15 protein-coding genes and 1 riboswitch are annotated in these 23,377 nt (G+C 55.9%); of the genes, 2 read left to right on the forward strand and 13 right to left on the reverse strand.

The annotated features are described in order from the left end of the window. Window positions 1-86: 86 nt before the first annotated feature. Window positions 87-187, reverse strand: a riboswitch (purine riboswitch). 274 nt (window positions 188-461) lie between these two features. From ACFO1S_RS06170 to ACFO1S_RS06230, 13 genes are all read right to left on the reverse strand, one after another. After that, complete coding sequence (locus ACFO1S_RS06170; protein WP_378126425.1) at window positions 462-998, reverse strand: copper amine oxidase N-terminal domain-containing protein; 537 nt, start codon at window positions 996-998, stop codon at window positions 462-464. 181 nt (window positions 999-1,179) lie between these two features. Continuing rightward, the gene (locus tag ACFO1S_RS06175) at window positions 1,180-3,060 is read right to left on the reverse strand and encodes a M56 family metallopeptidase (protein WP_204606173.1); all 1,881 of its coding nucleotides are present in this window, start codon (window positions 3,058-3,060) and stop codon (window positions 1,180-1,182) included. Continuing rightward, window positions 3,053-3,433, reverse strand: coding sequence for a BlaI/MecI/CopY family transcriptional regulator (locus ACFO1S_RS06180; protein WP_378126427.1), 381 nt, complete (start codon window positions 3,431-3,433; stop codon window positions 3,053-3,055). Before ACFO1S_RS06180 ends, ACFO1S_RS06175 begins: the two co-directional genes overlap by 8 nt. 1,082 nt (window positions 3,434-4,515) lie before the next feature. Then, window positions 4,516-6,036, reverse strand: a complete 1,521-nt coding sequence (gene guaA / locus ACFO1S_RS06185; protein WP_204606199.1) for a glutamine-hydrolyzing GMP synthase — start codon at window positions 6,034-6,036, stop codon at window positions 4,516-4,518. Between the two features lie 139 nt (window positions 6,037-6,175). Further along, window positions 6,176-7,411: an MFS transporter gene (locus ACFO1S_RS06190; RefSeq protein WP_204606171.1), complete on the reverse strand. Its 1,236-nt coding sequence runs from the start codon at window positions 7,409-7,411 to the stop codon at window positions 6,176-6,178. A 216-nt stretch (window positions 7,412-7,627) separates the two neighbouring features. After that, a complete protein-coding gene (locus ACFO1S_RS06195; protein ID WP_204606170.1) occupies window positions 7,628-8,344 on the reverse strand; it encodes a FadR/GntR family transcriptional regulator in 717 nt (238 codons plus the stop codon). A gap of 280 nt (window positions 8,345-8,624) precedes the next feature. After that, window positions 8,625-9,113: a thioredoxin-dependent thiol peroxidase gene (bcp, locus tag ACFO1S_RS06200; protein ID WP_204606169.1), complete on the reverse strand. Its 489-nt coding sequence runs from the start codon at window positions 9,111-9,113 to the stop codon at window positions 8,625-8,627. A gap of 199 nt (window positions 9,114-9,312) precedes the next feature. Further along, on the reverse strand, window positions 9,313-10,287 hold the full coding sequence (locus ACFO1S_RS06205; protein ID WP_378126429.1) for a response regulator: 975 nt from the start codon (window positions 10,285-10,287) through the stop codon (window positions 9,313-9,315). 52 nt (window positions 10,288-10,339) lie between these two features. Continuing rightward, a complete protein-coding gene (locus ACFO1S_RS06210) occupies window positions 10,340-13,471 on the reverse strand; it encodes a hybrid sensor histidine kinase/response regulator (protein WP_204606167.1) in 3,132 nt (1,043 codons plus the stop codon). 126 nt (window positions 13,472-13,597) lie between these two features. Beyond that, window positions 13,598-17,953: a fibronectin type III domain-containing protein gene (locus ACFO1S_RS06215; RefSeq protein WP_378126457.1), complete on the reverse strand. Its 4,356-nt coding sequence runs from the start codon at window positions 17,951-17,953 to the stop codon at window positions 13,598-13,600. Window positions 17,954-18,137: 184 nt separating this feature from the next. Continuing rightward, the gene (locus ACFO1S_RS06220) at window positions 18,138-18,935 is read right to left on the reverse strand and encodes an ABC transporter permease (protein ID WP_204605428.1); all 798 of its coding nucleotides are present in this window, start codon (window positions 18,933-18,935) and stop codon (window positions 18,138-18,140) included. 4 nt (window positions 18,936-18,939) lie between these two features. Beyond that, complete coding sequence (locus ACFO1S_RS06225; RefSeq protein ID WP_204605427.1) at window positions 18,940-19,734, reverse strand: ABC transporter permease; 795 nt, start codon at window positions 19,732-19,734, stop codon at window positions 18,940-18,942. Beyond that, a complete protein-coding gene (locus ACFO1S_RS06230; RefSeq protein ID WP_204605426.1) occupies window positions 19,731-20,810 on the reverse strand; it encodes an ABC transporter ATP-binding protein in 1,080 nt (359 codons plus the stop codon). The genes ACFO1S_RS06225 and ACFO1S_RS06230 overlap by 4 nt, the downstream gene beginning before the upstream one ends. A 124-nt stretch (window positions 20,811-20,934) precedes the next feature. Between ACFO1S_RS06230 and ACFO1S_RS06235 the strand changes: the two genes are divergently transcribed. Both ACFO1S_RS06235 and ACFO1S_RS06240 read left to right on the forward strand, forming a co-directional pair. Beyond that, window positions 20,935-21,948 (forward strand): LCP family protein, encoded by a 1,014-nt coding sequence (locus ACFO1S_RS06235; protein WP_204605425.1) that lies wholly within the window; start codon window positions 20,935-20,937, stop codon window positions 21,946-21,948. A 34-nt stretch (window positions 21,949-21,982) separates the two neighbouring features. Beyond that, window positions 21,983-23,305: a glutamate-1-semialdehyde 2,1-aminomutase gene (locus ACFO1S_RS06240; RefSeq protein WP_204605424.1), complete on the forward strand. Its 1,323-nt coding sequence runs from the start codon at window positions 21,983-21,985 to the stop codon at window positions 23,303-23,305. Window positions 23,306-23,377 lie beyond the last annotated feature (72 nt).

The following is a 23,377-nucleotide window of genomic DNA, read 5'->3' on the forward strand; positions in this document are numbered from 1 at the left end:
GGTGAACATCAAAAAACCTAGAAGAAGACTCTTCTAGGTTCCGCACAACCGGGATAAACATTCCATCGGAACAGTCTTTCGCCCCTTGGCATGTTCTCCCTTTCCGTAGACAGATCATTTGCGGTGACCTCGTAGAGACTCCCGAGCCTATTCCCGGGATTATACGAAAAGTTGATTCAGTTGTTTGTCCAAACCATATTCTAGGTCTTAGGACCTTGGGTGTCAACGGTTTTTTACGAATGATTCCCAACCAATCCTCTTATTATTGTTCGGGATTAACAGACTTCCCCTACTCTACACGAAGCAATTTACCAATGTAAACGAAAACAAAGCATACTAAGGATAAGCACGTGAATGCGGATTTCCCGCACATAAATGCTTATCATTCAAAGAATGCCCCCTTTTATTTGCAAATGTCGCAATTAAAAAGAGAGCATTCTTATCCTTCAATATACGATTACTCAGTTAAACTTCACGGTCCTTGTCTTCGAATCCCACTCTGCTTTAATACCGAGCATTCCTGCAAGCTGCCCGACCGGCAAGAAGGTCACGCCTTTTTTGATCGCAGGTACCGCATCCTTCAGCAGCACCTCTTCCCCGTCCACCAGAATCTCAGACTTTCCGATATACATGACGATGGTCTTCTCTTCTTTGATCAGCGTAATTTTCTGTTCACTGGCCTTCCAATCCACTTCGAACTCGAATACGTCCGCAATGGCCCGCAGCGGAACCATTACTCGTCCGTTCTCGATATAGGGCCATCCATCGACCGTTGGAGCGACGTGCAGATATAACCCGTTCACAACGACCAGAACACGGTTCTTCTTCGCTTCCGCACACGTAGGATACTCCTGTTCGACCTTCTTGCCATCTGCCGTTGTTATGCTCAGCTTCCCTTTGGAAGAGCTATCGTTGGAAGAACTATCATCACTTGAAGGTCTCTCCCTGACAGGCTTGTCTTTAGAAGTCCCCCCCATGCTGCCAGTACATGATGGCATCGGCACGGGTTCCAACCAGGAGAAATCCCCGCTCGCATACGCCGTATTTGTGAATACCAGTATACAAAGCAAACCGAGGGCACTATATTTCAATTTTGATTTAAACAATTATATCAGCTCCATTTTTCATATACTCTGTTAGCTCTTCATTGGGAAACTCTGCTTGATCTCCGTGGCTTTGCTATCGGAGAATGCCTGGAAGAAAGTCAGTTGAAGGCTGCTGGGTCTCCTCTTCACCGCTCTTATAAGTAAAAATTTCGACTTTTGCCTTATTTTCATTTTCTCCGCTTGCCACGATCCTGAAAGAGCGGTTCGCGCTGCTTTCCCCCGGTACAAAGATAGATCGGGTACCGCTTTGTGCTACGGGATTCCAGTAAGCTACACGGCCTGTTGCCTCATCTATGAGGGCCAGACTAATGGTTGGCGAACTGTCCGTCGTTTCTCTGACATCCATAGCCAAGGTTTCTCCGCTTTTAATAACAAAGGCTTTTCCAATCTGAACCCCTTCAGATCCGTCCGGCACTCGGCCAAGTACAGATTTAGGAAGCTTCGCGTTGCCATTGAAAACATCCGTAATTTTAGCATTCTTGTCATAGGCGGTTAGCTGCTTGTGGCCGGTGGTATCGCCGTTTTGCATTTTTGTTAGCAGGAATGTAAATTGTTCGGGAGGCAAAATTTCATCGATCACATAGACTCCGCGCTGGATAAGCTCGTCAATAAACGCAGCATGATCATAAGTAAACCTCTTGTTTTCGTACTTCAATTCAAACTCAATTTGGTTCTTAATCATTTTCTTAATGACGCTGTCGTCCTGATAGGCTGCCGCCTTTTCACCGAAAGCGACCGTTACCGTCCGATCCTGAATCGACAATGTGGTTTGGGTCAGAGCGGCTACGGCTGAGTCGGTTTTGTCCTTCCACTGAATCCCCACCTTATAGTAAGGAGCTGTGCGATTAAAGTAATCCAGCTTCAACCCTTTCTCATCGATATACAGATTTGCATGAGAAACCCCCATTGTGGTATTCCCCAGAGCGGATTGTACATTTTCTTCTAACGTAACGTTTGTCCTGTAATAGGTCTTGATACCTCCGCTGTACTCTGTAATCGGCTGGGGAGCCTTCGCAAAAACCACGGAGGATGAGAAAAGGGCTACGGCTGCGATCATCACGGGCGTCAAGATGCCGACAAGCGCCTGGCCTCTGCCTGTACTACGGCTCATAATCAGCTTGAATCTTCGGTATAACTGCTTTTTAGGCTGAGCCAGGCCGCTGTTGAAGGCTGGCGACGCCTGGGAAGCAAAGTGCAAAATCATTTCGCTGTAGCGCTTTTTGTCCGTGGACTTCATCGATTTGGACAGAGTCTCGTCCACCGAGTATTCGCAGGCTTCGCTAATATTGGCCAGAGCCAGATAAGAAATCGGATTAAACCAGTGCACGCAGTTCACGAGCACGGCAAACAACTTGAGCCACGCGTCCTTTTGCTTGTGATGTATCAATTCATGCTCTAACGCCAACTGGTAATTCTCCATGCTCATGTCCGTCAGGGGAAATACAATTTGAGGCCTAAAGAAGCCGATCAGCATAGGCGAATGCACATTTTGACTGGCCAGCACATTCAAGCCTCCCGCATGATCGATCCGCATACCTTGAAGCGCCTTGCGCTTGAATCGAAAGTAACTGAAAATGTAAAAGCTCAGCAGGACGACAAAACCGCCGACCCAGCCCCCGAGTATCCAGTTTTCTGCAGATCCAACTGGAGAAGACACAACTCCTGCCGTCGGGAGCCTATCTGCGGAAGAAACAGACGGCTCCAGCACTCTCGTCTCTGCGGCAGCAGCCGGACTTCCGGCAAAGGAAGCTGCACCGGATTCCTGAATCAAGGACTGGGGATAAAGGGCCGGCACGTTGATATGGAGCGGCACCAAGAACAGCAGCAGGACCGACAGACTGACATAATAGTAACAGCGTCCGCCGCATTTTGCGGCAAGCTTTGTTTTAAGAAGAATGAGACACAGGCTTGCGATGCTTCCGGCCAGAGAGGTCATAAGCAGCCACTTAATCATTGAAATCAGTCTCCCGGTTAATGAACTCTCGGAGCTCGTCGATATCCTTTTTAGTCAGATTCTCGTCTTGGAACAAGGCACTGATCAGGCTTTTGGCAGAGCCATTATGAATCGAACGCACGAAGCTCTGCGTTTGCATTATTTGGTATTCAGCTTCGCTTATGGCCGCCCAATACTCATGAGCGTGCGAGCGCCCGAGCTTGATGGAATTCAGAGCGCCTTTGTCAATCAGTCTTCCGGCCAGAGTGAGCAGCGTTGTAATTTTTTTGTCAGGGAGTTTCTCCGCGATTTCCTTGGTGGTCATCCTTGTTCCGCTTTCCCATACGACTTGCATAATCTCCATTTCCGCCTTGGTAATTTGCATAGATTCCATTTCCCTCCTTTATTTTCTACAACATGTTTTTTATTTTACAAGTTGTAGAATAGAAAATCAATAGATAACAATTTTCTTTTTACTACAAAAATGTAAAAAGGCCTCGACGCCCAGCATACCGGACATCGAAACCTTGAGAAAACGGGAGAATAGCAGGCGCTCGCCCCGCCCTTCTCCGTAATGAACTTGTACCGCAAATGATACGAAACGGTTATATCCTGCCAGCGGTTAAAATAAGGTCTCTGATGTCCGCAAACCTGAGGGGTCCAGAACATTCAATAATCCAAAGTGACTCAGCTACTTATGGCGATCCAGTAGCTTAAGGTGACTCAACTTCATCGGTGCTCGGGAGTAGCCTGGTGCTTGGAGTAGCCTGGTGCTTGGAGTAGCCTGGTGCTTGGAGTAGCCTGGTGCTCGGGAGTAGCCTGGTGCTTGGAGTAGCTTGGTGCTTGGAGTAGCTTGGTGCTTGGAGTAGCTTGGTGCTTGGAGTAGCTTGGTGCTTGGAGTAGCTTGGTGCTTGGAGTAGCTTGGTGCATAGGTATCGGTTGATTTGGCATCTTGTGCTAGTGGGGGACGGTTCCTCATTTACGTCGATGGTGTGGCGGATCATTTACGTCGATGGTGTGGCGGATCATTTGCGTCGATGGTGTGGCGGACACAGGAGCCTTTATTCGTGATATTTCCCCAGTATTTAAGCTCATCGCGGACATGAGCGCCGTTATTCACCCTATATTTCGTGAATTTGAGGGATTCTAGACCATTTAACGGCTCTCAGGTCCACCTCATCCTAAAAATCGGTCTGATTTTTAAAATAAGGTCTCTGATGTCCGCAAACTTAGGTGGGCCAGGCGATTTAGAGAGTATATCAATAATCCAAAGTGACTCAGTTACCTATGACGCTCCATTAACTTAAGGTGACTCACAGCAACTTAGCACGAGCCATAGCAACTTACAGCAGTTCCCTCAAGTAAAAAAAGCTTCGCCGTCCTTTGGCGGCGCAGCACGTTTCATTCCGAGAAATATAGAAAAAGGAAAAACTCCGAAAACCCTTAAATGCAACGGGATTTCGGAGTTTCTTTTCATTATTCCCACTCAATCGTGGCAGGAGGCTTGGACGTAATATCGTAGACGATCCGGTTGACGTTCTGCACCTCGTTGACGATGCGGTTCGAGATTTTCTCCAGCACGTCAAACGGGATTCTCGCCCAATCTGCGGTCATTCCGTCGATCGAAGTCACGGCGCGGATGCCTACGGTGTGCGAATAGGTACGGCCGTCTCCCATGACTCCTACGCTCTTCATGTTAGGCAATGCCGTGAAATACTGCCAAATCTCGCGATCCAGTCCCGCTTTGGCGATCTCGTCGCGCAGAATCGCGTCGGACTCGCGCACGATCTCCAGCTTCTCCTCGGTCACTTCGCCGAGCACGCGGATGGCTAGTCCCGGTCCCGGGAACGGCTGACGCATGACGATCGCATCGGGAAGGCCGCATTCCGCGCCAACCTTGCGAACCTCGTCCTTGAACAGCGTCTTCAGCGGCTCGATCAGCTTGAACTTCATATCCTCCGGCAGACCGCCGACGTTGTGGTGGGACTTGATCGTCTGCGCCGTCGCCGTGCCGCTTTCCACGATATCGGTATAGAGCGTTCCCTGCGCGAGGAAAGTGAAATCGTCGAACTTCGCCGACTCCTCCTCAAATACGCGGATGAACTCGGTGCCGATAATTTTTCTTTTTTGCTCGGGGTCCTCAACGCCCTTGAGATTGCCAAGGAACCGCTCGCTGGCGTCGATCTTCACGACGTTCATGTCGAACTTGCCTACGAACGTGTCCATCACGCTCTCCGCCTCGCCTTTGCGCAGCAAGCCGTGGTCGATGAACATGCACGTCAGTTGGTCTCCGATCGCCTTGTGGATCAGAATGGCGACTACCGAGGAATCCACGCCGCCGGACAGGGCGCACAGCACCTTCTTGTCGCCGACTTCCTTGCGGATATCCTGCACCATGTCGTCGATGAACGAGCCCATTGTCCAGTCGCCCTTGCAGCCGCATATCGTGAACAGGAAGTTGCGGATCATTTCGTTGCCGTGCACCGAATGGCGAACCTCGGGATGGAACTGTACGGCGAAGAAGCGGCGATCCGGGTCGCTCATGGCGGCCACCGGCGCATGCTCCGTGCTAGCGTCGACGCGGAAGCCCGCAGGAAGCTCGGTGACGTGATCGCCGTGGCTCATCCACACCGTCTGACGGCTTTCCAGCCCATGCACGAGCGGGGAGCCCTGTACGAAATCGATGTCCGATTTGCCGTATTCCCGCTTGTGGGCCGGCTCGACCTTGCCGCCTTGCTGATGCGTCATCAACTGCATGCCGTAGCAGATGCCGAAGATCGGAACGCCCAGCTCGTAGATCGCCGGGTCCACCTTGGGAGCGCCCTCCGCGTACACGCTTGCCGGCCCCCCGGAGAAGACGATTCCCTTCGGCGCGAGCTCGCGGAGCTTGTCCGCCGAAGTGTTATAAGGAAGAAGTTCGCTGTACACGCCCAAGTCGCGAATACGGCGCGCGATCAATTGGTTGTATTGTCCGCCAAAATCCAAAACCACGATCATTTCATGCTGGTTAATAGTCACTTGTTCAACCGAGCCTCCCTCAATCAATTGAAGCTATTATAGCTTTGCGCCTTCGACAGCGTCAAGGCGACGGCCACGATTGTGGGAAGCGGCTCCCGGGGCTGTGCCCGCCGCAGCGTCAGGCGTCCGCCAATCTCAGCTTTTTGTCCGTCGGAAGGAACGCGGCCAGCAGCCCGATAAGCGGCAGGAAGGCGCTGAGCTTGATGACGAAGGAGATGCTTGTCGCGTCGGCCAGCATGCCCAGCACGACCGAACCGACTCCGCCCAAGCCGAAGGCGAGCCCGAAGAACAGGCCGGACACCGTCCCTACCTTGCCGGGAAGCAGCTCCTGCGCGTACACGATGATCACGGAGAACCCCGATAGCAGGATGAACCCGATGCATACGCATAGCACGACCGACCAGAACAGGCTCGCATAAGGGAGCAGCAGCGCAAACGGAGCCGTTCCCAGAATGGAGAACCAGATCATGTTCCTTCTTCCGAAACGGTCGGCAAGCGGCCCTCCGAGGAACGTCCCGACTGCTCCTGCGATCAGCAGCGCGAAGATGTACACCTGCGCCTTATCCGTAGTGACGCCGTGATGGTCGATCAGGTAGAAGGAGAAGAAGCCCGTCATGCTGGCTACGTATACGAATTTGGAAAACAACAGCAGAATGAGAATCGTCATCGCATACCCGACCGTTCTTGCGGGCAAGGGCTCCCGGTGGACGCTGCCCTTCCTGGAGGCGCTCTTCCGGTTGACGTGCGCTTTGTACCATTTGGCGACGTACAGCTGAACGATGAAGGCCGCTCCGGCAGCTATAGTGAACCATATAATTCCGAACTGGCCGTAGGGAACGAAGATCAGAGCCGTGAATACGGGAGCCAGCGCTTGTCCGATGTTGCCCCCGGTCTGGAAGATCGACTGCGCCAGTCCCTTGCGCGAGCCCCCGGCCATGAACGCCACTCTGGACGCTTCCGGGTGAAGCACCGCCGAGCCGAACCCGATCAGCACGACCGACAGGATCACCTCCGCATAAGTTCCGGCGTAAGCCAGCACGACCATGCCCAGCAGCGAGAACAGCACCCCGACAGGCAGCAAATAAGGCATCGGCTTCGAATCCGTGTACCACCCGATCAGCGGCTGAAGCAGGGACGCCGTTACGTTAAGCGTAAACGCGATCCAGCCGATCTGCGCGAAGCTGAGGTCCAGCGAGGTTTGCATGATCGGAAAAATGGCCGGGATGACGGATTGGATCGAATCGTTAAGCAGGTGAACGATGCTGATGAACATTAAGATGGAATATACCGTATTCACGGGAAGCGCGGCGGCCGCTCCCGCGATGGCCTTGCCGGGCTCTGTGTCTTTTATCATTATGCTACACCTCTGACCTTTCGTCTTATCATCTGATGTTTAAATTGAAAACAAACCTATCCTCGCGTATGGGCTGCATCGGCCCGTCCTGCGTGCCTCTCTTATTCATCCCATCATCTGATGTTTAAGCGCAAAGCAAGGCAACCCATCTACCGACTATTATAGACATCCCGTTCTCTCTTCGAGAGAATGAATCGCGGAGGTCAAGCGCCGCGCCTATTCTCCCATGTCATTGCGCTCGCGAAGCTCGCTTACCGTATGAATCAGGTTTTGAAGGGTCCAATGTCCCGCGGCCTCGACATCCTTGGCTTTAATGGCCTCGTAAAGCTTCTCGTGGAAGATCGTGTTCGGATCGTGCCCTTTCTTCTCCATCTCCAGCTTGCTCAACGCATCGCGAAGCACGGACGAGAAGGTCCGGTACAGGTCCATCGCGACGTGATTTTTGCTGGCGGTCGCCACGGCCAGGTGAAATTCGACGTCGGTATTCAAATAGCCGTTCCGGTCTCCCTTCTTCAAGGCTTCGGAGCGTTGGTCCAGATGATGACGCATCCGCCGGAGATCCTCTTCGTCCCGGCGCTCGGCAGCCAATCTCGCGATTTCGAGCTCCAGCATCCTCCTGACCTCGTACACCTCGAATATCCCCGCCCGCCTTAACCGATGCTCCAGCGGCTCCTGGATGACGGTGGAGGCCGCCGCTAGATAAGTGCCGTATCCCTGCTTCTTCTCCAGCAGCCCCGCATGCACAAGCACCCGCACCGCTTCGCGAATCGTGGAGCGGCCTACGCCGAATTGCGCCATAAGCTCGGGCTCCGTCGGAATCTTGTCGCCCTGCCTGAGCTCTCCCCCGGAAATTTTCTTCTGAAGCTGGACGACGACTTCATCCACGAGCTTCGTACGATTCAAGGCTTGGAAAGACACCTTCGGTCTATTCATCGGATCATCTCCTGTTATAGCATTATAGTATGCCTTTGCGGGAGCCGCAACCGTTAATCGACACAGGTAAGGAAACGTCGGTCCGCAGGAAAGAGCTTGTCCGCAAGCAACGTCTTCCTGCCTACTTACAACATGGGCGACACCGAGCTCGAATTTACGTTCGTTACGGACGCCATTCGAGAGGCGCGATTCCGGTTCTCTTGCTGAAGGGCGCCGCGTCTTTCTAAGCATAGTCCTCGCCAAAGCCTGATCGAGCGAAAAGGCAAGAGCTGCCCCAGAGTTACTTTTGGGACAGCTCCGGTTCACTCCCTGGCAGCGTCTGAAGCACGTTCTCCACGTGTCCTTTGACCCTGATGTTGCGCCATTCCCGAGCGAGGTTGCCCTCCTCGTCGATCAGAAAGGTAGAACGGACGATTCCCATATACGTTTTCCCGTAAAGCTGCTTTTCCTGCCATACGCCATACAGCTCGCATACGCGGTGTTCCGGATCGGACAGCAACAGGAAGGGCAAATCGTACTTTTCGATAAACTTGTAATGCCGCTTGAGCTCATCCGTGCTGATCCCTAGTATAAGAGCATTGCGCTCTCCGAACGTTGCATGGGCATCTCTGAAATCGCAAGATTCCTGGGTGCAGGCCGTCGTCATGTCCTTTGGGTAAAAATAAATGACGACCTTGCGGCCTCTGTACTCGCTCAACCGGACCGTATTCCCGTTCGTGGCAGGAAGCTCGAAGTCCGGGGCGGGTTGTCCGATTTTCAATGGGGTCATGGAATAATTCTCCTTCTTAGGCGATTCTTCTAATGGTAACATGAGGGTCGGCAAAACTCTATGACGAGGTTGCCCGTCGGCCCCTCCCCCTTTGGCAGCAGGCTCATTCTAATGGATGCGAAGCAAGCCGCGATTTCCCGATCCGGGAAGTCGCGGCTTTTTTCGTTTGCTTTCTCGGGCGGAGACAGTCCGGCGAATCTTACTCGCAGGAGAACGACGTGCCTTCCGCATACGCCGGCACTCTCGCTTCTCTCGCATCCAGGATGCGACGTATGCCCGCCTCGTCCGCTTTCATCCGATAGTAGTCCAGCAGCATTCCGCCCAGCTTCTCCATCAGCCGATCGGAGACCGCATCCAGCGCAACGCTCCACTCGTAGCCTCTGCCGCCGAATAGCGGCTGGCGATAATTCGTATAGAGTCGGACTGCTCGCTCCACGGACGGATCGTCCAATCGAGGCTCGCCTGCCAGCCCCTGCAGCTCCTCCCAATCGGATGTCCCGGCGGGAGCCACAAGCCGATAAGTGGCGTTGCCGCGCTCAATCGCAGCGGGGATCGGAAGCTGCTGCAGCACCTGCTTGACCCTGTAAACGGTCGTGTGAAGGGTATGCGCCCCTCTATCCTCGGACAAGTCGGGCCAGAGCAGCTCGATAAGCGACCACTTGCCGAGCTGCCGGCCTTTGTTGACCCATAGATACGCAAACAGCTCCTCCGCTTTTTTCGTCGGCCATTTCACGACTCCGCCCTGACGATCCTCCACTTCGAACGTGCCGAACACGCGAACGGGAATACGGGAGACAGGCTTCGGAGGGATCGGGAACTTGCCCAAGCGATGCAGCACGCGTTCGATATCGGCGCTCATCACCGGCTTGAGCAAGTAATCGATCGCCTCGACGCGGAACGCCTCCAACGCGTACTGCTCATAGGCGGTCAGAAACACGAGGCGCGTGTCCGGCTTTAGCCGCAGCAGCTTTTCGGCCAACTGCAGACCCGTCATCCTCGGCATTTCGACATCGAGAAAGGCGACATCCGGCTGCAGCCGAACGAACGCTTCCAATGCGTCCTCCGGCTTGTCGAAGCAGCCGCGAACTTCAAATTCCGGGAATTCGCCGAGCTTCCTCTTCATGTACGCCAATATTTTTTTCTCGTCTTCCACAACGATAACTCCGTATCGCATCGTCCCCGCCTCCAGATCGTTGATGCCGCTCACCGCTCACGTCAGGATAGCCCTATTCCAGCGGCAGCTTGAGGATGCATGTCGTTCCCGAACCGACCTTGGAGCGCAGCTCGAAGGACGCTCCGCGAATGGCGTCGATGCGCCTGCGCACGTTCGTCAATCCGACGCCTCGGTCGGCTTGGCCGGCGAGCAGCAGATCCACCTGTTCCGGCTTCATGCCGACTCCGTCGTCCTCCACGACGATTTGCAGATGCTCCGGCAGACGCTTCAGGCGCAGCGTGACGGTGCCGGCTCCCAGCTTGTTGAATATCCCGTGACAGACGGCATTCTCGACGAGCGGCTGAATCAGCAGCGTTTTCACATGCTGGCTCTCTAGCGGCAGCCCGGGATCGAGATCGACGGCGAATAGGAGCCGCTCCTCGAAGCGGAGCTTCTCGATCTCGATATAAGCGTTCACCATGTCCAGCTCCTGACGCAGAGATACCGTATGAGCAACCGACTCCTGCTGAAACATGCGGCGCAGATGTCTGCTGAGCAAGGCCAATAGCTCCGCCGCCCGTTCCGGCTCTTCGTAGCACAGGGCGATAATGTTGTTCAAGGCGTTATATAGAAAATGAGGCTTGATCTGAGCCGCCAGAAAAGCGCGTTCGTGTCCGAGCGCCGCTTCCATCGTGGCTGATAGCTGAAGCAGCAGCTGCACGCGCTTGCGGATTTCTCCCGGGCCGAACGGCTTGGCGACATAGTCGGTCGCTCCGGCCTGATAGGCGAGCTGCATCTGCGAATCCAGCGCGTGCGCCGTAGCGATAATGATCGGCACAGACAACGCCGGATTCCGTTGACGAACCCGTCTCGTCAGTTCAATGCCGGACATGCCGGGCATAATCAGATCGGCGATCAACAGGTCAACATGCCGCCGCTCTAGGATTTCCAGAGCGGCCTCTCCGTTGAATGCCGTCAGCAAACGGTAATCTTGCTGAAGAATCAGCTTCAGCACCTCGATATTGGCCGGATCGTCGTCGACCAGCAATAACGTCTTGCGGTCGATCCCGTCGTTCTCCCCGCGCTCCGTTTCGTCCGGCGATTCGGACTCGCGGCTTGCAGCGACCAATCGGCCGGCATCGTAGCTGTTCGCTTCATGTATGACGGGCGGGAGCTCGCCGACGGATGACGGCGATTCGGAGGCGTTCAGCTTTAAGACGATATCGGTTCCTTCTCCAGGTCTGGAGGCGGCCACGTACAGATCCCCGCCCATCTTGCGCGCCAGCTCCCGGCTGATGAACAGGCCAAGCCCCATACCCTCGGAGAGCGGCTGGCCCGGCGCCTCGGAGCGGTAGGTGTCCTGGAATACCAGCTCCCACTCGGTCTCGGCAATCCCTATGCCTTGATCGGAGATTGTCAGCTTGCTCTCGTCGGCATCGATGCCGACGGAGGCCGACACAAGGCCTTCGCTGGAATATTTGACTGCATTGGAGGCGAGATTGTACACGATCTGCTGCAGCCGCTGCTCGTCTGCGCGGACGAAAGTGCCTACGGGTACGCGATTGACGAGCGAGATCGGCTTGCCGCCGAGCTGGAACGCGACGATCTGGAACACATGCTCGACGACGGCGGACAGATCTACCGCAGTCATATGCATATGGAGCGATGCGTCCTTCAACCTGCTGGCATCGATGAGATCATTGACAATATACGACAGCCTCTCCGTCGTATCCGCGATCAATCCAAGCTGCCGCTGCTGCTCGGAGGCGAAGCTCCCCTCATGGCGCGACAAATGCTCTGCCAAATTGCGTATGCCGTGCAGCGGAGTTTTTAGTTCGTGGGACGTGCGCTGCAAAAAGTCGTTCTTCAGCTCGTTGGCACGCCATAGCTGATCGGACAGCTCCTCGGACCGCTTCATCATATTGGTCGAGCACAGCGCCAGGAATAAATTAATGGTGAAGATGAACGAGAAGTAGGAAACGGACGATATCAGCTTTCCGGACACCACTTGATCTAGATGCATGTAGTAGGAAACGAGGCTGCTTGAGACGAACAACACCGTAAACAGCATCAGCCAGCGCTCGCCTCGCCGCCCGCCGTCTTTGGGCGCCCGCCGCAGAAGAGCGAGCCAGCGAACGATCGACAGCACGCACAGGGCAGCCAGATACACCGACATGATCATTTTGCCCTGCACGTACCACTCATAGGGAAGCAGTATGATCGATGCGGTATAGAGCAGCAGCGGCATTGCCGCCGCGCGGTAAACCCGATTGGACAAAAAAGTCGGCTCCACGGTGCGAAAGAACGCGAATAGAAGCAGCAGAGAGGCGCACAGGGAGAAATCCTGAAGCTTGTAGTGCAGCTCGAAGGGCAGTCCGTCCAGCAGTACCATCATGACCTTCTCGTCCGCAGTGGCCGCCGACAACGAAACCGCGAGAAAAAACAATCCCGCATACATATACATGCGTTCTCGGGTACGCATGAGGTATATAAACAGAGCGTAAAGCCCGAAAGAGGCGGTCATGTAAAAGCCGGAGAGCCCGATGCCGAAGCTCGTCGCGGCATAGCGTGAAATATCCTGCGGATCGCCGATCAGGATCGATTGAGCAATGCCGCCCTGGTAATACTTGAAATTGGAAGCCTGAATGACGATGTGCAGCCTGTCTCCAGCCGGAGCCATGTAGACGGTATAAGGGGTATTCAAGGGCCGGTAGCCCTCTTTCGACTCGGAGGGGTTTCCGTTTTCGTGCAGAAGCTCTCCATTAATATACAAGCGGTGAGCCATGCGAATATTCGTCACTTTGACGCCGATCACCGAAGGAGCGTTAGGCGGAAGCAGCACCAGCGCCTCGTAGGTGCCATTACCGAAAGCATTCTGGCCGATTGCGTCATTCCGCCAGTCGTGAGGAACCTTCATCTCGACGCTTCCTTCGACCGGCAATTGCAAAGGATCGGCCAGCTCGTTCGGGTAGAACGACCATGACCCGTCCAGATACATCAACCCGTCCTCGGAGAAGCTCCATCCGGTCGCATCCAGCAATCCGTTCTGAACGGGCGGAGAACGGCGCGGCGCTTCCCCGCTAAGCAGCATCGAAAGCTGAAGCAGCAGAAAAAATATGATAATGCCGGACAGCAGCCCTATTTTCACCCGTGCGCCCACGTCGTTCCCCTGCCCGTCCCCCGTTTGATGAAAGTATCGTAACATACCCTCCGCCCTCCTCCAAGCCTTCCCATGCTTCTCGCCGAAATTCGGCGTTCCCTCTCTAAGGCAAAGCAGGGCCTCCCCGGCTGCCGTCGGCAGCCGTTCAGGAGCCCTGCTTCTCTGGTTGCTTTAGATCAATCCCGAACGTTCCAGCAGTCGGCTCATGAGCGTCGCCGTTTCCGCCCGCGTCATGTACGCTTTCGGCGCCAGCGTCGTCTCCGTTCTGCCCGTCAGGATGCCTGCGCTCACGCTCGCGGCGATGCTTGCCTTCGCCCATTCTGCGGCATCCGCTTCATCCTTGAATCGGCTCAGCACGGCCGTCGGCGACTGCTCGCCCTTCAGGCCCGTCAAGCTGATCGCCCTGGCAACAATCGTCATCGCTTGCTCCCGCGTAATCCGCTCCTCCGGACGGAACGTTCCGTCGGCATAGCCGTCGATCAATCCGTACGCCTGCGCGGTGTGTACCGCTGCCCCGAACCAGTCCGCGCTCCTTACGTCAGTGAAGCTCGCGGAACCGGTCTCCAGCCGCAGGCCAAGCGCCCTGACGAGGATCGCCGTGAATTCCGCCCGGCTGACGTCGCGATCCGGCGCGAACCGATCCTCGGCCGTTCCGTCCACGACAAACCGCGATGCCATATCCTCGATCGTCTTCCGCGCCCAATGCCCGCCGATATCGGCGAACGTCTTCTCGTGCCGCACGAGCGCGTACGTGCTGTTGGTCAAGCTGTTGATCGTGGCGTAGTACCGTCCGTCGCGCACGACGATCCTCGTCGGCACATGCCGGATGCTGCCGTCCGCTTCCAGCACGATTCCGGTCGTAATGGCCCCTGTGCCTTCGGGAACGGTCAGCGACCGCGCAACATAGCCGTTGAATCGGACGATCTCCGTCGTCCGATCGCCGGATTGGACCCATACGGCGAATTCAAGCGGCGCCTCGGCCACCTTGAACCGTCCCTCCGCCGCTGCGCGCTCCAGCAATGCGTTCGTCTGCGGCGATGCCTCGGAAATGACCACCTGTACCTTGACTTCTTCCAGCTTCGCTCCGCGGCTCAACTGAGCGATGACCTCCTGCGCAGGCAGCGTATAGACGCCCCGGTCGGTGCGCAGCTCGATAACCGCCTGCTTGTCCGCCATACTCTTCACGAGACGACCGTTCCATTCGGCGACGATCTCGTCCGCCTTCGCCGGAGCGGCCACCACGATCAGCGCGCCTGCTCCCTCGCCGGCCAGACGCTCTTCGATCTTCTTCTCGTCCACGACGATCGTCGTGATCTTCCGGCCGTCCTTCTCCACGGTCGCGGCTTTGCCCGCTTGCTCTGCTTTGCCGTTCACCGTGACCACCACATCCGCCTCATTCGTCGGGCTTGTCGTGCCGGCCGATGGGCCTCCTCCTCCGCCCGAATTGTTCGACGAAGGCGCAGCCGGCTTGGCGCTCACCTCGTTGGAGGCGGCGCTGTCTCCGCCTGGGTTGGTCGCTTTTACGGTAAAGTAATATGTCGTTCCATTCGTCAGTCCCGTCAGCTCATATACCGAACCCGTCACGCTAGCCGTCGCGCTTCCGTACGTACCGGAGGTTTCGCTATGGAACACCTGGTAGTCTACCGCTCCCGGCACAGGCGTCCAGCTTAGCTGTACCTTCCCGTCTCCCGGCGTTGCCGACTGCAGGACCGGCGCCCCCGGCGCAGCCACCTGCGGCACGGCGCTCAATTCGTTCGAAACGGCGCTGTCTCCTCCCGGATTGATCGCTTTCACGGTAAAGTAATACGTTGTGCCGTTCGTCAGCCCGGCCAGCTCGTATGACGAACCCGCCACGCTAGCCGTCGCGCTTCCATACACACCGGAGGTATCGCTATGGAACACCTGATAGCCTGCAGCTCCCGGCACAGGCGTCCAGCTCAGCTGTACCTTCCCGTCTCCCGGCGTTGCCGACTGCAGGACCGGAGCTCCCGGCGCGGCCACCTGCGGAACGGCGCTCAATTCGTTCGAAGCGGCGCTGTCTCCACCCGGATTGATCGCTTTCACGGTAAAGTAATACGTCGTGCCGTTCGTCAGTCCGGTCAGCTCGTAGACCGAGCCCGTCACAGTAGCCGATGCGCTTCCATACGTACCGGAGGTTTCGCTATGGAACACTTGATAGTCTGCCGCTCCCGGCACAGGCGCCCAGCTTAGCTGAACCTTGCCGTCACTCGGCGTTGCCGACTGCAAGACCGGCGCTCCCGGCGCCGGCACCTGCGGCATCGCATCCATTTCGTTGGAATGAGGGCTTTCTCCCTCTTCGTTAGCCGCAGTGACGACGAAGTAATAACGCGTTCCGTTCGTTAGCTGGGAAGCCGTGTAAGAGGGCTCGGTTACGGTCGCGTAATCGCTGCCGTACGATCCCGAAGATGTGCTCCGGTATACCCTGTATTCTTCCGTTTCGGGAACGGCGGACCACGTCAGCGCAACCGACGCGTCTCCTGCCGCAGCCGACTGCAGCTGCGGTGCCGCAGGTACGCTCATGCCGCTGCCGAAAACCCGCAAGCGGGGAAGTCTGCTGCCTTCATTGATCTGCCACACCTGTGCAAAGTCCCATCCGGCATAAGTAGCCGCTTGCTTCAGCTCTTCGGTGGTTTTCCCTTCACCCTTGCCGGTGTCGGACAATCCGCTTTTATCTTTATCGTAGTAAGAATTCGTAGTATGACTCGTGTACTCCGCTATTGCGACCAGTCCGCCTTGCGTTAGTCCTTGCCCGATGATGATTTCGCCCGCGGCATAGGAACGATCGATGCTGCCCAGCGAATAGCTGACCAAGCCTCCCAAGTTATTCACTCCGGAGACCTTCACTGCGGCATAGCTATCTGCAATGCTTCTGCCGTTCGTGCTTACCAATCCGCCAATACCGGAGAATCCGCTGGCTTCGCCTGTCGCATACACGCCGGTAACGATAGCGCCGCTGAAGCCCGCCAATACGCCGACCATCTCCTTTCCTTTGACTTTTGCGTTCTTGATCCCCAAATTCTTCAGCAAAGCCGGATAGCTCGTATTGGCGAACAACCCGATATAATCTTCATTTTCCCGATCGATAATCAGGTTGGAAATGACATGTCCGTCTCCGTCCAAGGTTCCGCTGAACGCAATGGACGGAGTGCCGATCGGAGCCCAACGCTTTCCGGCGTTGTAGCCTGCGCCGCTCTCGGACAGAAAGCCGGTCAGATCGATATCCGCAATCAGCTTGTAATGCGCGGTCAGATCATGGCGGATCGCGTTCAAGTCCTCCGCATTTGCGACCAGATAAGGATCGTTCTCGGACCCGTCTCCGCCAGAGAAGGGATGAGGAACGGCGCTTAACTCGTTCGATACAGCGCTTTCTCCTTGTCCATTTACAGCGGTGACGACAAAGAAATAACGCGTTCCGTCCGTCAGCGAGGAAGCCGTATAAGAAGGTACGCTTACGGTTTCGTAATCGCTGCCGTATGATCCCGAAGCCGTGCTCCGGTACACCCGGTATTCGTCGGCCTCGGGAACGGCAGACCACTTCAACGTAACCGAAGCTCCTCCTGCTGCAGCCGACTGCAGCTGCGGCGCCGCAGGCGCGCTAGGTGCGCCCCCGAAAATCCGCAAGCGAGGATAATCGTTGCCTTCATCAATCCACCATGCATTAGTAAAATCCAAATTGGCATACGTAGCCTGCTGCTTCATTTCGGCATCCGTTCGTCCTTCTCCCTTGCCGGTGTCGGACATCCCGCTTGTATCCTTATTGTAGTAGGAATTCGTAATGACACTGGTTCCTGTTACATATCCGACTAGGCCTCCCTTGGACGAGCCGGTCGAGATCACCTGACCTGCGGCGAAAGAGCTTGTTATGCTGCCTGTCGATCCTCCTACCAGCCCTCCCATGAGGTTTCCGCCTAGGAAATTTCCGGAGACTTTCACTATGGCGAAGCTGTTGACTATACTTCCTGCATGATGCCCTACCAAACCGCCAGTCGTAGACAATCCGACAATCTCTCCGGTCGCATATACGCTGGAGATGGTTCCTTCGTTAAACCCCGTCAGAACCCCGTTAATCTCCCAGCCTTGGATATTGGCATTCACAATTCCGAGATTCCTTAGGACGGCGGAACTGGACGTGCGCGCGAACAATCCGAGATTATTATCGTTTGCCCTTGTGATGACAAGTTCGGAAATGACATGTCCGTCTCCATCCAAGGTACCGAGAAATGGTTCGCTTTGCGACCCGATCGGAGTCCAACCCTGGCCGTTGTTATATCCGCCGCCTCCCGATGCCAGAAAGTTCGACAGATTAATATCCGCGATCAGCTTGTAATGCGCAGACAGATTATTGCGAATCGCGTTCAAGTCTTCCGCCGTTGCGACCTGATAAGGATTGTTCTGCGATCCGTCCCCGCCCGGGAAGAGATGCGGAGCGGCCTGAACATACGATTGGAAGCCCGGCAAGCCGCTGATCAGCAGCATCGCCAACACCCATGCCGTTATTTTTCTCATCACTGTGACTCTCTCCTTCTGTCATGATCAACAGAAGAAGCTTAGCATCCCGTTCTAACAAAAAACACACAGAGGGCTGCGCCGGACAGCCGCAAACAAACGAGAAGAGCCTTCCCCCTTCGAACTTGCGTCCGAATGAAGAAGGCTCAATATCCGCGCTTCTCGGCTAACCGGGATCGCTTGCTCAGCTTCCCGCGCCGCGATAGCGCTTGACTCCGTAGTTCCAGAACCAGAGACCCAGAGTCAGCATGACGATCCCGACGACCGGGGTCAGCCATGGTATCCACCACTGATCGGCGCGGCCGAGGAAGTACGAGGCCGGATACACTCCGACGAACGCGAACGGCAGCACCCACGTCAGCAGAAATTTGATCGTTTTATTGTAGATTTCGACCGGATACCTGCCGTAATTCTGAATATTGTAGATTAGAGGGCCGATCCCCGTCGGCGCATCCGAATAGAACGAAATCGCCGACATCGCCGTATACAGGCCCAGATAGATGAAGCAAGAGCCGAGCAGCATCAGCAGCAGCACCAAAGGATCGTGCCAGTGAAACGGCAAGCCCAGCGTTACCCACGACGTGATCATGATGACGAGGCCGACCAGCGAGCCGAAGAGAGCGGGAGGGTCCATGTTCTCCAGCATGATCTGGCTGAGCGAATGGGCCGGACGGGTCAGTATCCGGTCCATCTCCCCCTTGACGATATACCGTTCACCGAAATTCCAGGCATTGAAGAACGTGCCGAACAGGCCGAAAGCCATCATAAAGTAGCCATAGACGAATACGACCTCCGCCTCGCTCCAGTCGCCAAGAGAAGGCGTGTGCATGAATACGATGAAAATAAACACAAGGTTAAGCCCGTTAAACATCAGATCCGACAGCACTTCGATCCAGAAGTCCGCCCGATAGCTCAGCTTTGTTTTCAAATAGTTGGCGAAATAATCCCGATACAGGCCCAGCATAAAAGTAAACCGGCTCATCTTATCAACCTCCCTGCACGAACAGACGCCGCCGCGCCGCTCGCCAGATGAACAGAATCGGAACGAGCAGCACAATCGTCCAGATGACTTGCACGAGCAGCGCGTTCCAGATGTCCGCGCCATGGATACGCCCGGTGAAGACGGAGCCCGGCAAGTACGTAATGGCCTGGAAGGGCAGCCAGTTCATGACCGAGATCGCCCATCCGGGGAAGAACGCGATCGGAACGACAACGCCGGACAACAAGTCCACCATAATTCTTTTCATCGTCATGACGCCCTGATTGTTCTCGAAGAAGAAGGCGCCCAGTCCGGTCAGAATGTTCAACTGCGAATTGATCAGGAAGCTGAACCAGATCATGATGAAAAAGACGAGCCATTGCATCGGGTCGGTCGGCAGCTCAAGCGGGAAGATCAGAGAGACGATAATCATCCCCGGAATCATGAACAAGAGCAGGCGGAACAGCCCTTCGCCAAACCCCTGCATCATCTTCACAAGCAAATACGAATACGGCCGAATAATCTGGATCGCCACGCTTCCGTCGACGATCTCGTTGGATATTTCTCGATCCAGATTGTTGAAGTAGAACGCCCTGGCCATCCACGAAACGGCCACGTAAGTGGACATTTGAATAACGGTAAACCCCTGCAGCGTCTCCGCCTCGCCGAAGATCGCCTTCCATAGGAAGTAATACGCCCCGATATTAATCGCATAGATGACGATTCCGCTGTAATAATTGACCCGATAAGCCAGCATCATCAGAAAACGAATGCGAACGAAATCCAAATACGCGCTCATCATGGCCGTGCGGCTCCCGCCTTGACCGGCTCCTTCTCGCCTGCCGCATCGTCCGTCAGCGACGACAGGTCCCGCGGCGCTTCCGCGCTGCCCGACTGGTAAATCTCCCTTACGATCTCGTCGGTATTCGTCTCGAAAATCTTAATATCGCTGATCTCCCGCTTTCCGACAACCCGCGACAGCACCTCGGATACGTTCATCTCGCGGGGAATCCAAACCTTGGCCGTCAAGTCGTTGTCCAGCGACCATCGAACCTCAAGCCCCTCGGTCAGCGCGGACAGCGGCTCCAGCGCTACCGGCTCCGTGAATTGGAACTGCACCTCGCGGCCTTTGCCCCAACGAGATTTGAGCTCCTCCAGGCCCCCGTCGTAAATGATCCGGCCGTCGTCCAGCATGATGACGCGCGAGCACAACGCCTCGATATCTTGGAGGTCGTGCGTCGTTAACAAGATCGTCGTCCCTTGCTCCCGGTTTAGCCGTTTTAAGAATTCGCGGATTTCCGTCTTGACCACGATGTCCAGGCCGATCGTCGGCTCGTCGAGGAACAGGATCGACGGATTGTGAAGCAGCGCGGCTACCAGCTCGCAGCGCATTCTCTGGCCCAAGCTCAGCTTGCGCACCGGCCGATTGAGCAGCTCCTGCAATTGCAAAGTTTCGACCAGCTCGTCCAGCCTTCTGCGAAAATCGGCCTCCTCGACCCGGTAAACCTTGCGCAGGAGCCGGAACGACTCGATCACGCCGATGTCCCACCAAAGCTGGCTCCGCTGTCCGAACACGACGCCAATGCCCTGCACGAACTTCTCCCTTTCCTTATAGGGAATAAAACCATTCACGACCAGCTTGCCCGAGGTCGGCACCAGAATGCCCGTCAGCATCTTGATCGTGGTCGATTTGCCGGCGCCGTTCTCCCCGATGTATCCGCAGATTTCGCCTTGCGGAATTTGAAAGCTGATATCTTTGACCGCCATGACTTCCGTATGTTCCCTTTTGAACAAATCCTTCAGGGCGCCCTTGAGTCCTTCGCGATTTTTCTGAACCTTGAACTGCTTGCGCAGTTGATGAACGTCTATAGCGAGCATCTGAACCTCCTGTGATCAAGTCGGATTCATGGACGTCTTCCTTCGGCTCATCCGCCCAACTTGCGTATTCCATTGCCGAAACTTTATAATTTTAACATACTGCTAACCGAGAGGACATATTGGAATGCGCAAAAAGTGGAAGATTACGTTGCTGATCCTGTTAAGCTTGGCTGTTATTTTTTTATGCCTGGTAGGCTGGTGGATTTGGTCGAATTATAACGAGCTGTCCCACGCCAAGAAACCCAAAGAAGAATCCAGATTCGGTCAATTCGAGGAAAAACCGGAATACAAGCCGCCTGAATGGGAAGGCTCTGAGCGCGTAAACGTGCTGCTGATGGGCGGAGACGAAAGAGGACTGCACGAGGGCGAGGTCGCCCGTTCGGACTCCAACCTCGTCGCCTCGTTCGACCCGGTGACCAAAAAGATCCACCTCTTCTCCATCCTGCGGGACACCCATGTGGAAATTCCGGGATTCAAGGACAATCGCGTCAATACGGCTCTCTCGCTAGGCGGGCCCGAGCTGGCGATGAAGACGATCGGCAATCTGACCGGATTGGATATCCAATATTATGTTTACGTTGATTTCCAAGGATTCATCAAGCTGGTGGACGCCCTTGGCGGCGTGGATTTCTACGTAGAGAAGGATATGAAATGGTCGGACTCGGCGGACGGGCACAAATACGACATCGACCTGAAGAAGGGGCAGCAGCATCTGGACGGCGACAAGGCGCTGCAGTACGTTCGCTTCCGGCACGACAAGCTGTCCGACTTCACCCGCACGGAGCGTCAGCGCGATTTCCTGAAGGCCGTGGCCGCCAAGCTGAAGGACGGCTGGAATCTGATCAAGCTCCCTGAAATTCTCGGCGAGGTCATTCCCTACGTGGAGACGAACATGTCCCCGAACGACATGCTGAAGCTGGGCAGCCTCGGGTACAAATCCCATCAGGCCGGTTCCGCCCAGATTCCTCCGATGGAGCTTGTCTTCGACGAGAAGGTAGGAGGCTCCGCGATGCTGGGCATTCGAGACCGCGATGCGTTGAAGGTCTACATCCAGGAGGTGCTGGGCAAGGACGACACGGCGGCTGCGCCGGAGGCCTCGCCTTCCGCCAGCGGGAACGCGTCGGACAAGAAGCAGTAGAGAGATACGACAGACAGCGGAGGCATGGGGAACAATGAAGCAAAGATTACGCTCCGAGCGATTGTACGAGGAAGCGCAGCAGCATATTGTGGGGGGGGTGAACAGCCCTTCCCGTTCGTTCAAGGCTGTCGGAGGCGGCGCGCCGGTATTCATGGAGCGCGGGGAAGGCGCCTACTTCTGGGACGTCGACGGCAACCGCTACCTCGACTATTTGGCCGCTTTCGGCCCGATCATTACCGGCCACGCCCATCCCAAGGTGACCGAAGCGATCGTAAAGGCGGCTCATAACGGCACGCTGTACGGAACCGCGACGGAGCACGAGATTCGGCTTGCGGAGACGCTTAAAGCCGCCATCCCGTCGATGGATAAGGTGCGGTTCGTCAACTCGGGCACGGAAGCCGTCATGACGACGATTCGCGTAGCCCGAGCCTATACCGGCCGCAACAAAATCATCAAGTTCGCCGGCTGTTACCACGGACACGCCGATCTGGTGCTGGTCGCGGCGGGCTCCGGGCCGTCCACGCTCGGCATTCCCGACAGCGCGGGCATTCCGCCCAGCATCGCCAGCGAGATCATCACCGTTCCGTTCAACGAGCTGGACAGTCTTCGTATCGCGCTTGAGCATTGGGGCGATCAGGTGGCGGCCGTCATGGTCGAGCCGATTGTCGGCAATTTCGGCATGGTGATGCCAAAACCCGGCTTCCTCGAAGGGCTGTGCGCAATGGCTCGGGATGCGGGGGCGCTTGTTATCTATGACGAGGTCATCAGCGCCTTCCGTTTCCATTACGGCTCGGCGCAGACTTTCTCGGCATTCCCGGATCAAGAGGCGATTCGCCCGGATTTAACCGCCCTCGGCAAAATTATCGGCGGAGGCCTGCCTATAGGCGCCTATGGCGGGCGCGCCGACCTGATGGCCATGATCGCGCCGCTCGGCCCCGCTTACCAGGCGGGTACGATGGCGGGCAATCCGGCCTCGGTGCTCGCCGGACTGGCTTGCCTGGAGGTGCTGCGGGAGCCTGGCGTCTACCCTCGTATGGAAGCGTTGGCCGCTCGTTTGTGCGCGGGCTTGCAGGCTTCGGCGAACAAGCACGGCGTGCCGCTTACGGTCAATCGGATTGCCGGGGCGTTCTCGACCCACTTCTGCGGCCATCCCGTTACGAACTACGAGGAAGCGCAGGGCTCGGATGGAGAGCAATTCGCCCGCTTCTTCCGCCTGATGCTCGATCGGGGCATTTATCTAGCCCCGTCCAAGTACGAGGCCTGGTTCCTGACGACTTCGCACACCGAGGCTGACATCGACGCGACGCTCGCCGCCGCGGAGGAATCGTTCCGGGAAATGTCGGCCGCAGCCAGATAAGCTCGCCGCGCTTCGGGCAAGCGTTGTCCCTCACCGGTCGTTCTGCGCAAAGGCTCGATTGCAAAGAAGGAC

The sequence above is a fragment of the Cohnella boryungensis genome (assembly GCF_042651945.1).
Classification (GTDB): domain Bacteria; phylum Bacillota; class Bacilli; order Paenibacillales; family Paenibacillaceae; genus Cohnella; species Cohnella boryungensis.

Coding starts and splice junctions, on each gene's coding strand:
- ACFO1S_RS06235 (WP_204605425.1), top strand. CDS start 20,935: ATGCGCAAAAAGTGGAAGATTACGTTGCTGATCCTGTTAAGCTTGGCT.
- ACFO1S_RS06230 (WP_204605426.1), bottom strand. CDS start 20,810: ATGCTCGCTATAGACGTTCATCAACTGCGCAAGCAGTTCAAGGTTCAG.
- ACFO1S_RS06225 (WP_204605427.1), bottom strand. CDS start 19,734: ATGATGAGCGCGTATTTGGATTTCGTTCGCATTCGTTTTCTGATGATG.
- ACFO1S_RS06175 (WP_204606173.1), bottom strand. CDS start 3,060: ATGATTAAGTGGCTGCTTATGACCTCTCTGGCCGGAAGCATCGCAAGC.
- bcp (WP_204606169.1), bottom strand. CDS start 9,113: ATGACCCCATTGAAAATCGGACAACCCGCCCCGGACTTCGAGCTTCCT.
- ACFO1S_RS06170 (WP_378126425.1), bottom strand. CDS start 998: ATGCCATCATGTACTGGCAGCATGGGGGGGACTTCTAAAGACAAGCCT.
- ACFO1S_RS06205 (WP_378126429.1), bottom strand. CDS start 10,287: ATGCGATACGGAGTTATCGTTGTGGAAGACGAGAAAAAAATATTGGCG.
- ACFO1S_RS06210 (WP_204606167.1), bottom strand. CDS start 13,471: ATGTTACGATACTTTCATCAAACGGGGGACGGGCAGGGGAACGACGTG.
- ACFO1S_RS06240 (WP_204605424.1), top strand. CDS start 21,983: ATGAAGCAAAGATTACGCTCCGAGCGATTGTACGAGGAAGCGCAGCAG.
- ACFO1S_RS06220 (WP_204605428.1), bottom strand. CDS start 18,935: ATGAGCCGGTTTACTTTTATGCTGGGCCTGTATCGGGATTATTTCGCC.
- ACFO1S_RS06215 (WP_378126457.1), bottom strand. CDS start 17,953: ATGAGAAAAATAACGGCATGGGTGTTGGCGATGCTGCTGATCAGCGGC.
- ACFO1S_RS06190 (WP_204606171.1), bottom strand. CDS start 7,411: ATGATAAAAGACACAGAGCCCGGCAAGGCCATCGCGGGAGCGGCCGCC.
- guaA (WP_204606199.1), bottom strand. CDS start 6,036: ATGATCGTGGTTTTGGATTTTGGCGGACAATACAACCAATTGATCGCG.
- ACFO1S_RS06195 (WP_204606170.1), bottom strand. CDS start 8,344: ATGAATAGACCGAAGGTGTCTTTCCAAGCCTTGAATCGTACGAAGCTC.
- ACFO1S_RS06180 (WP_378126427.1), bottom strand. CDS start 3,433: ATGGAATCTATGCAAATTACCAAGGCGGAAATGGAGATTATGCAAGTC.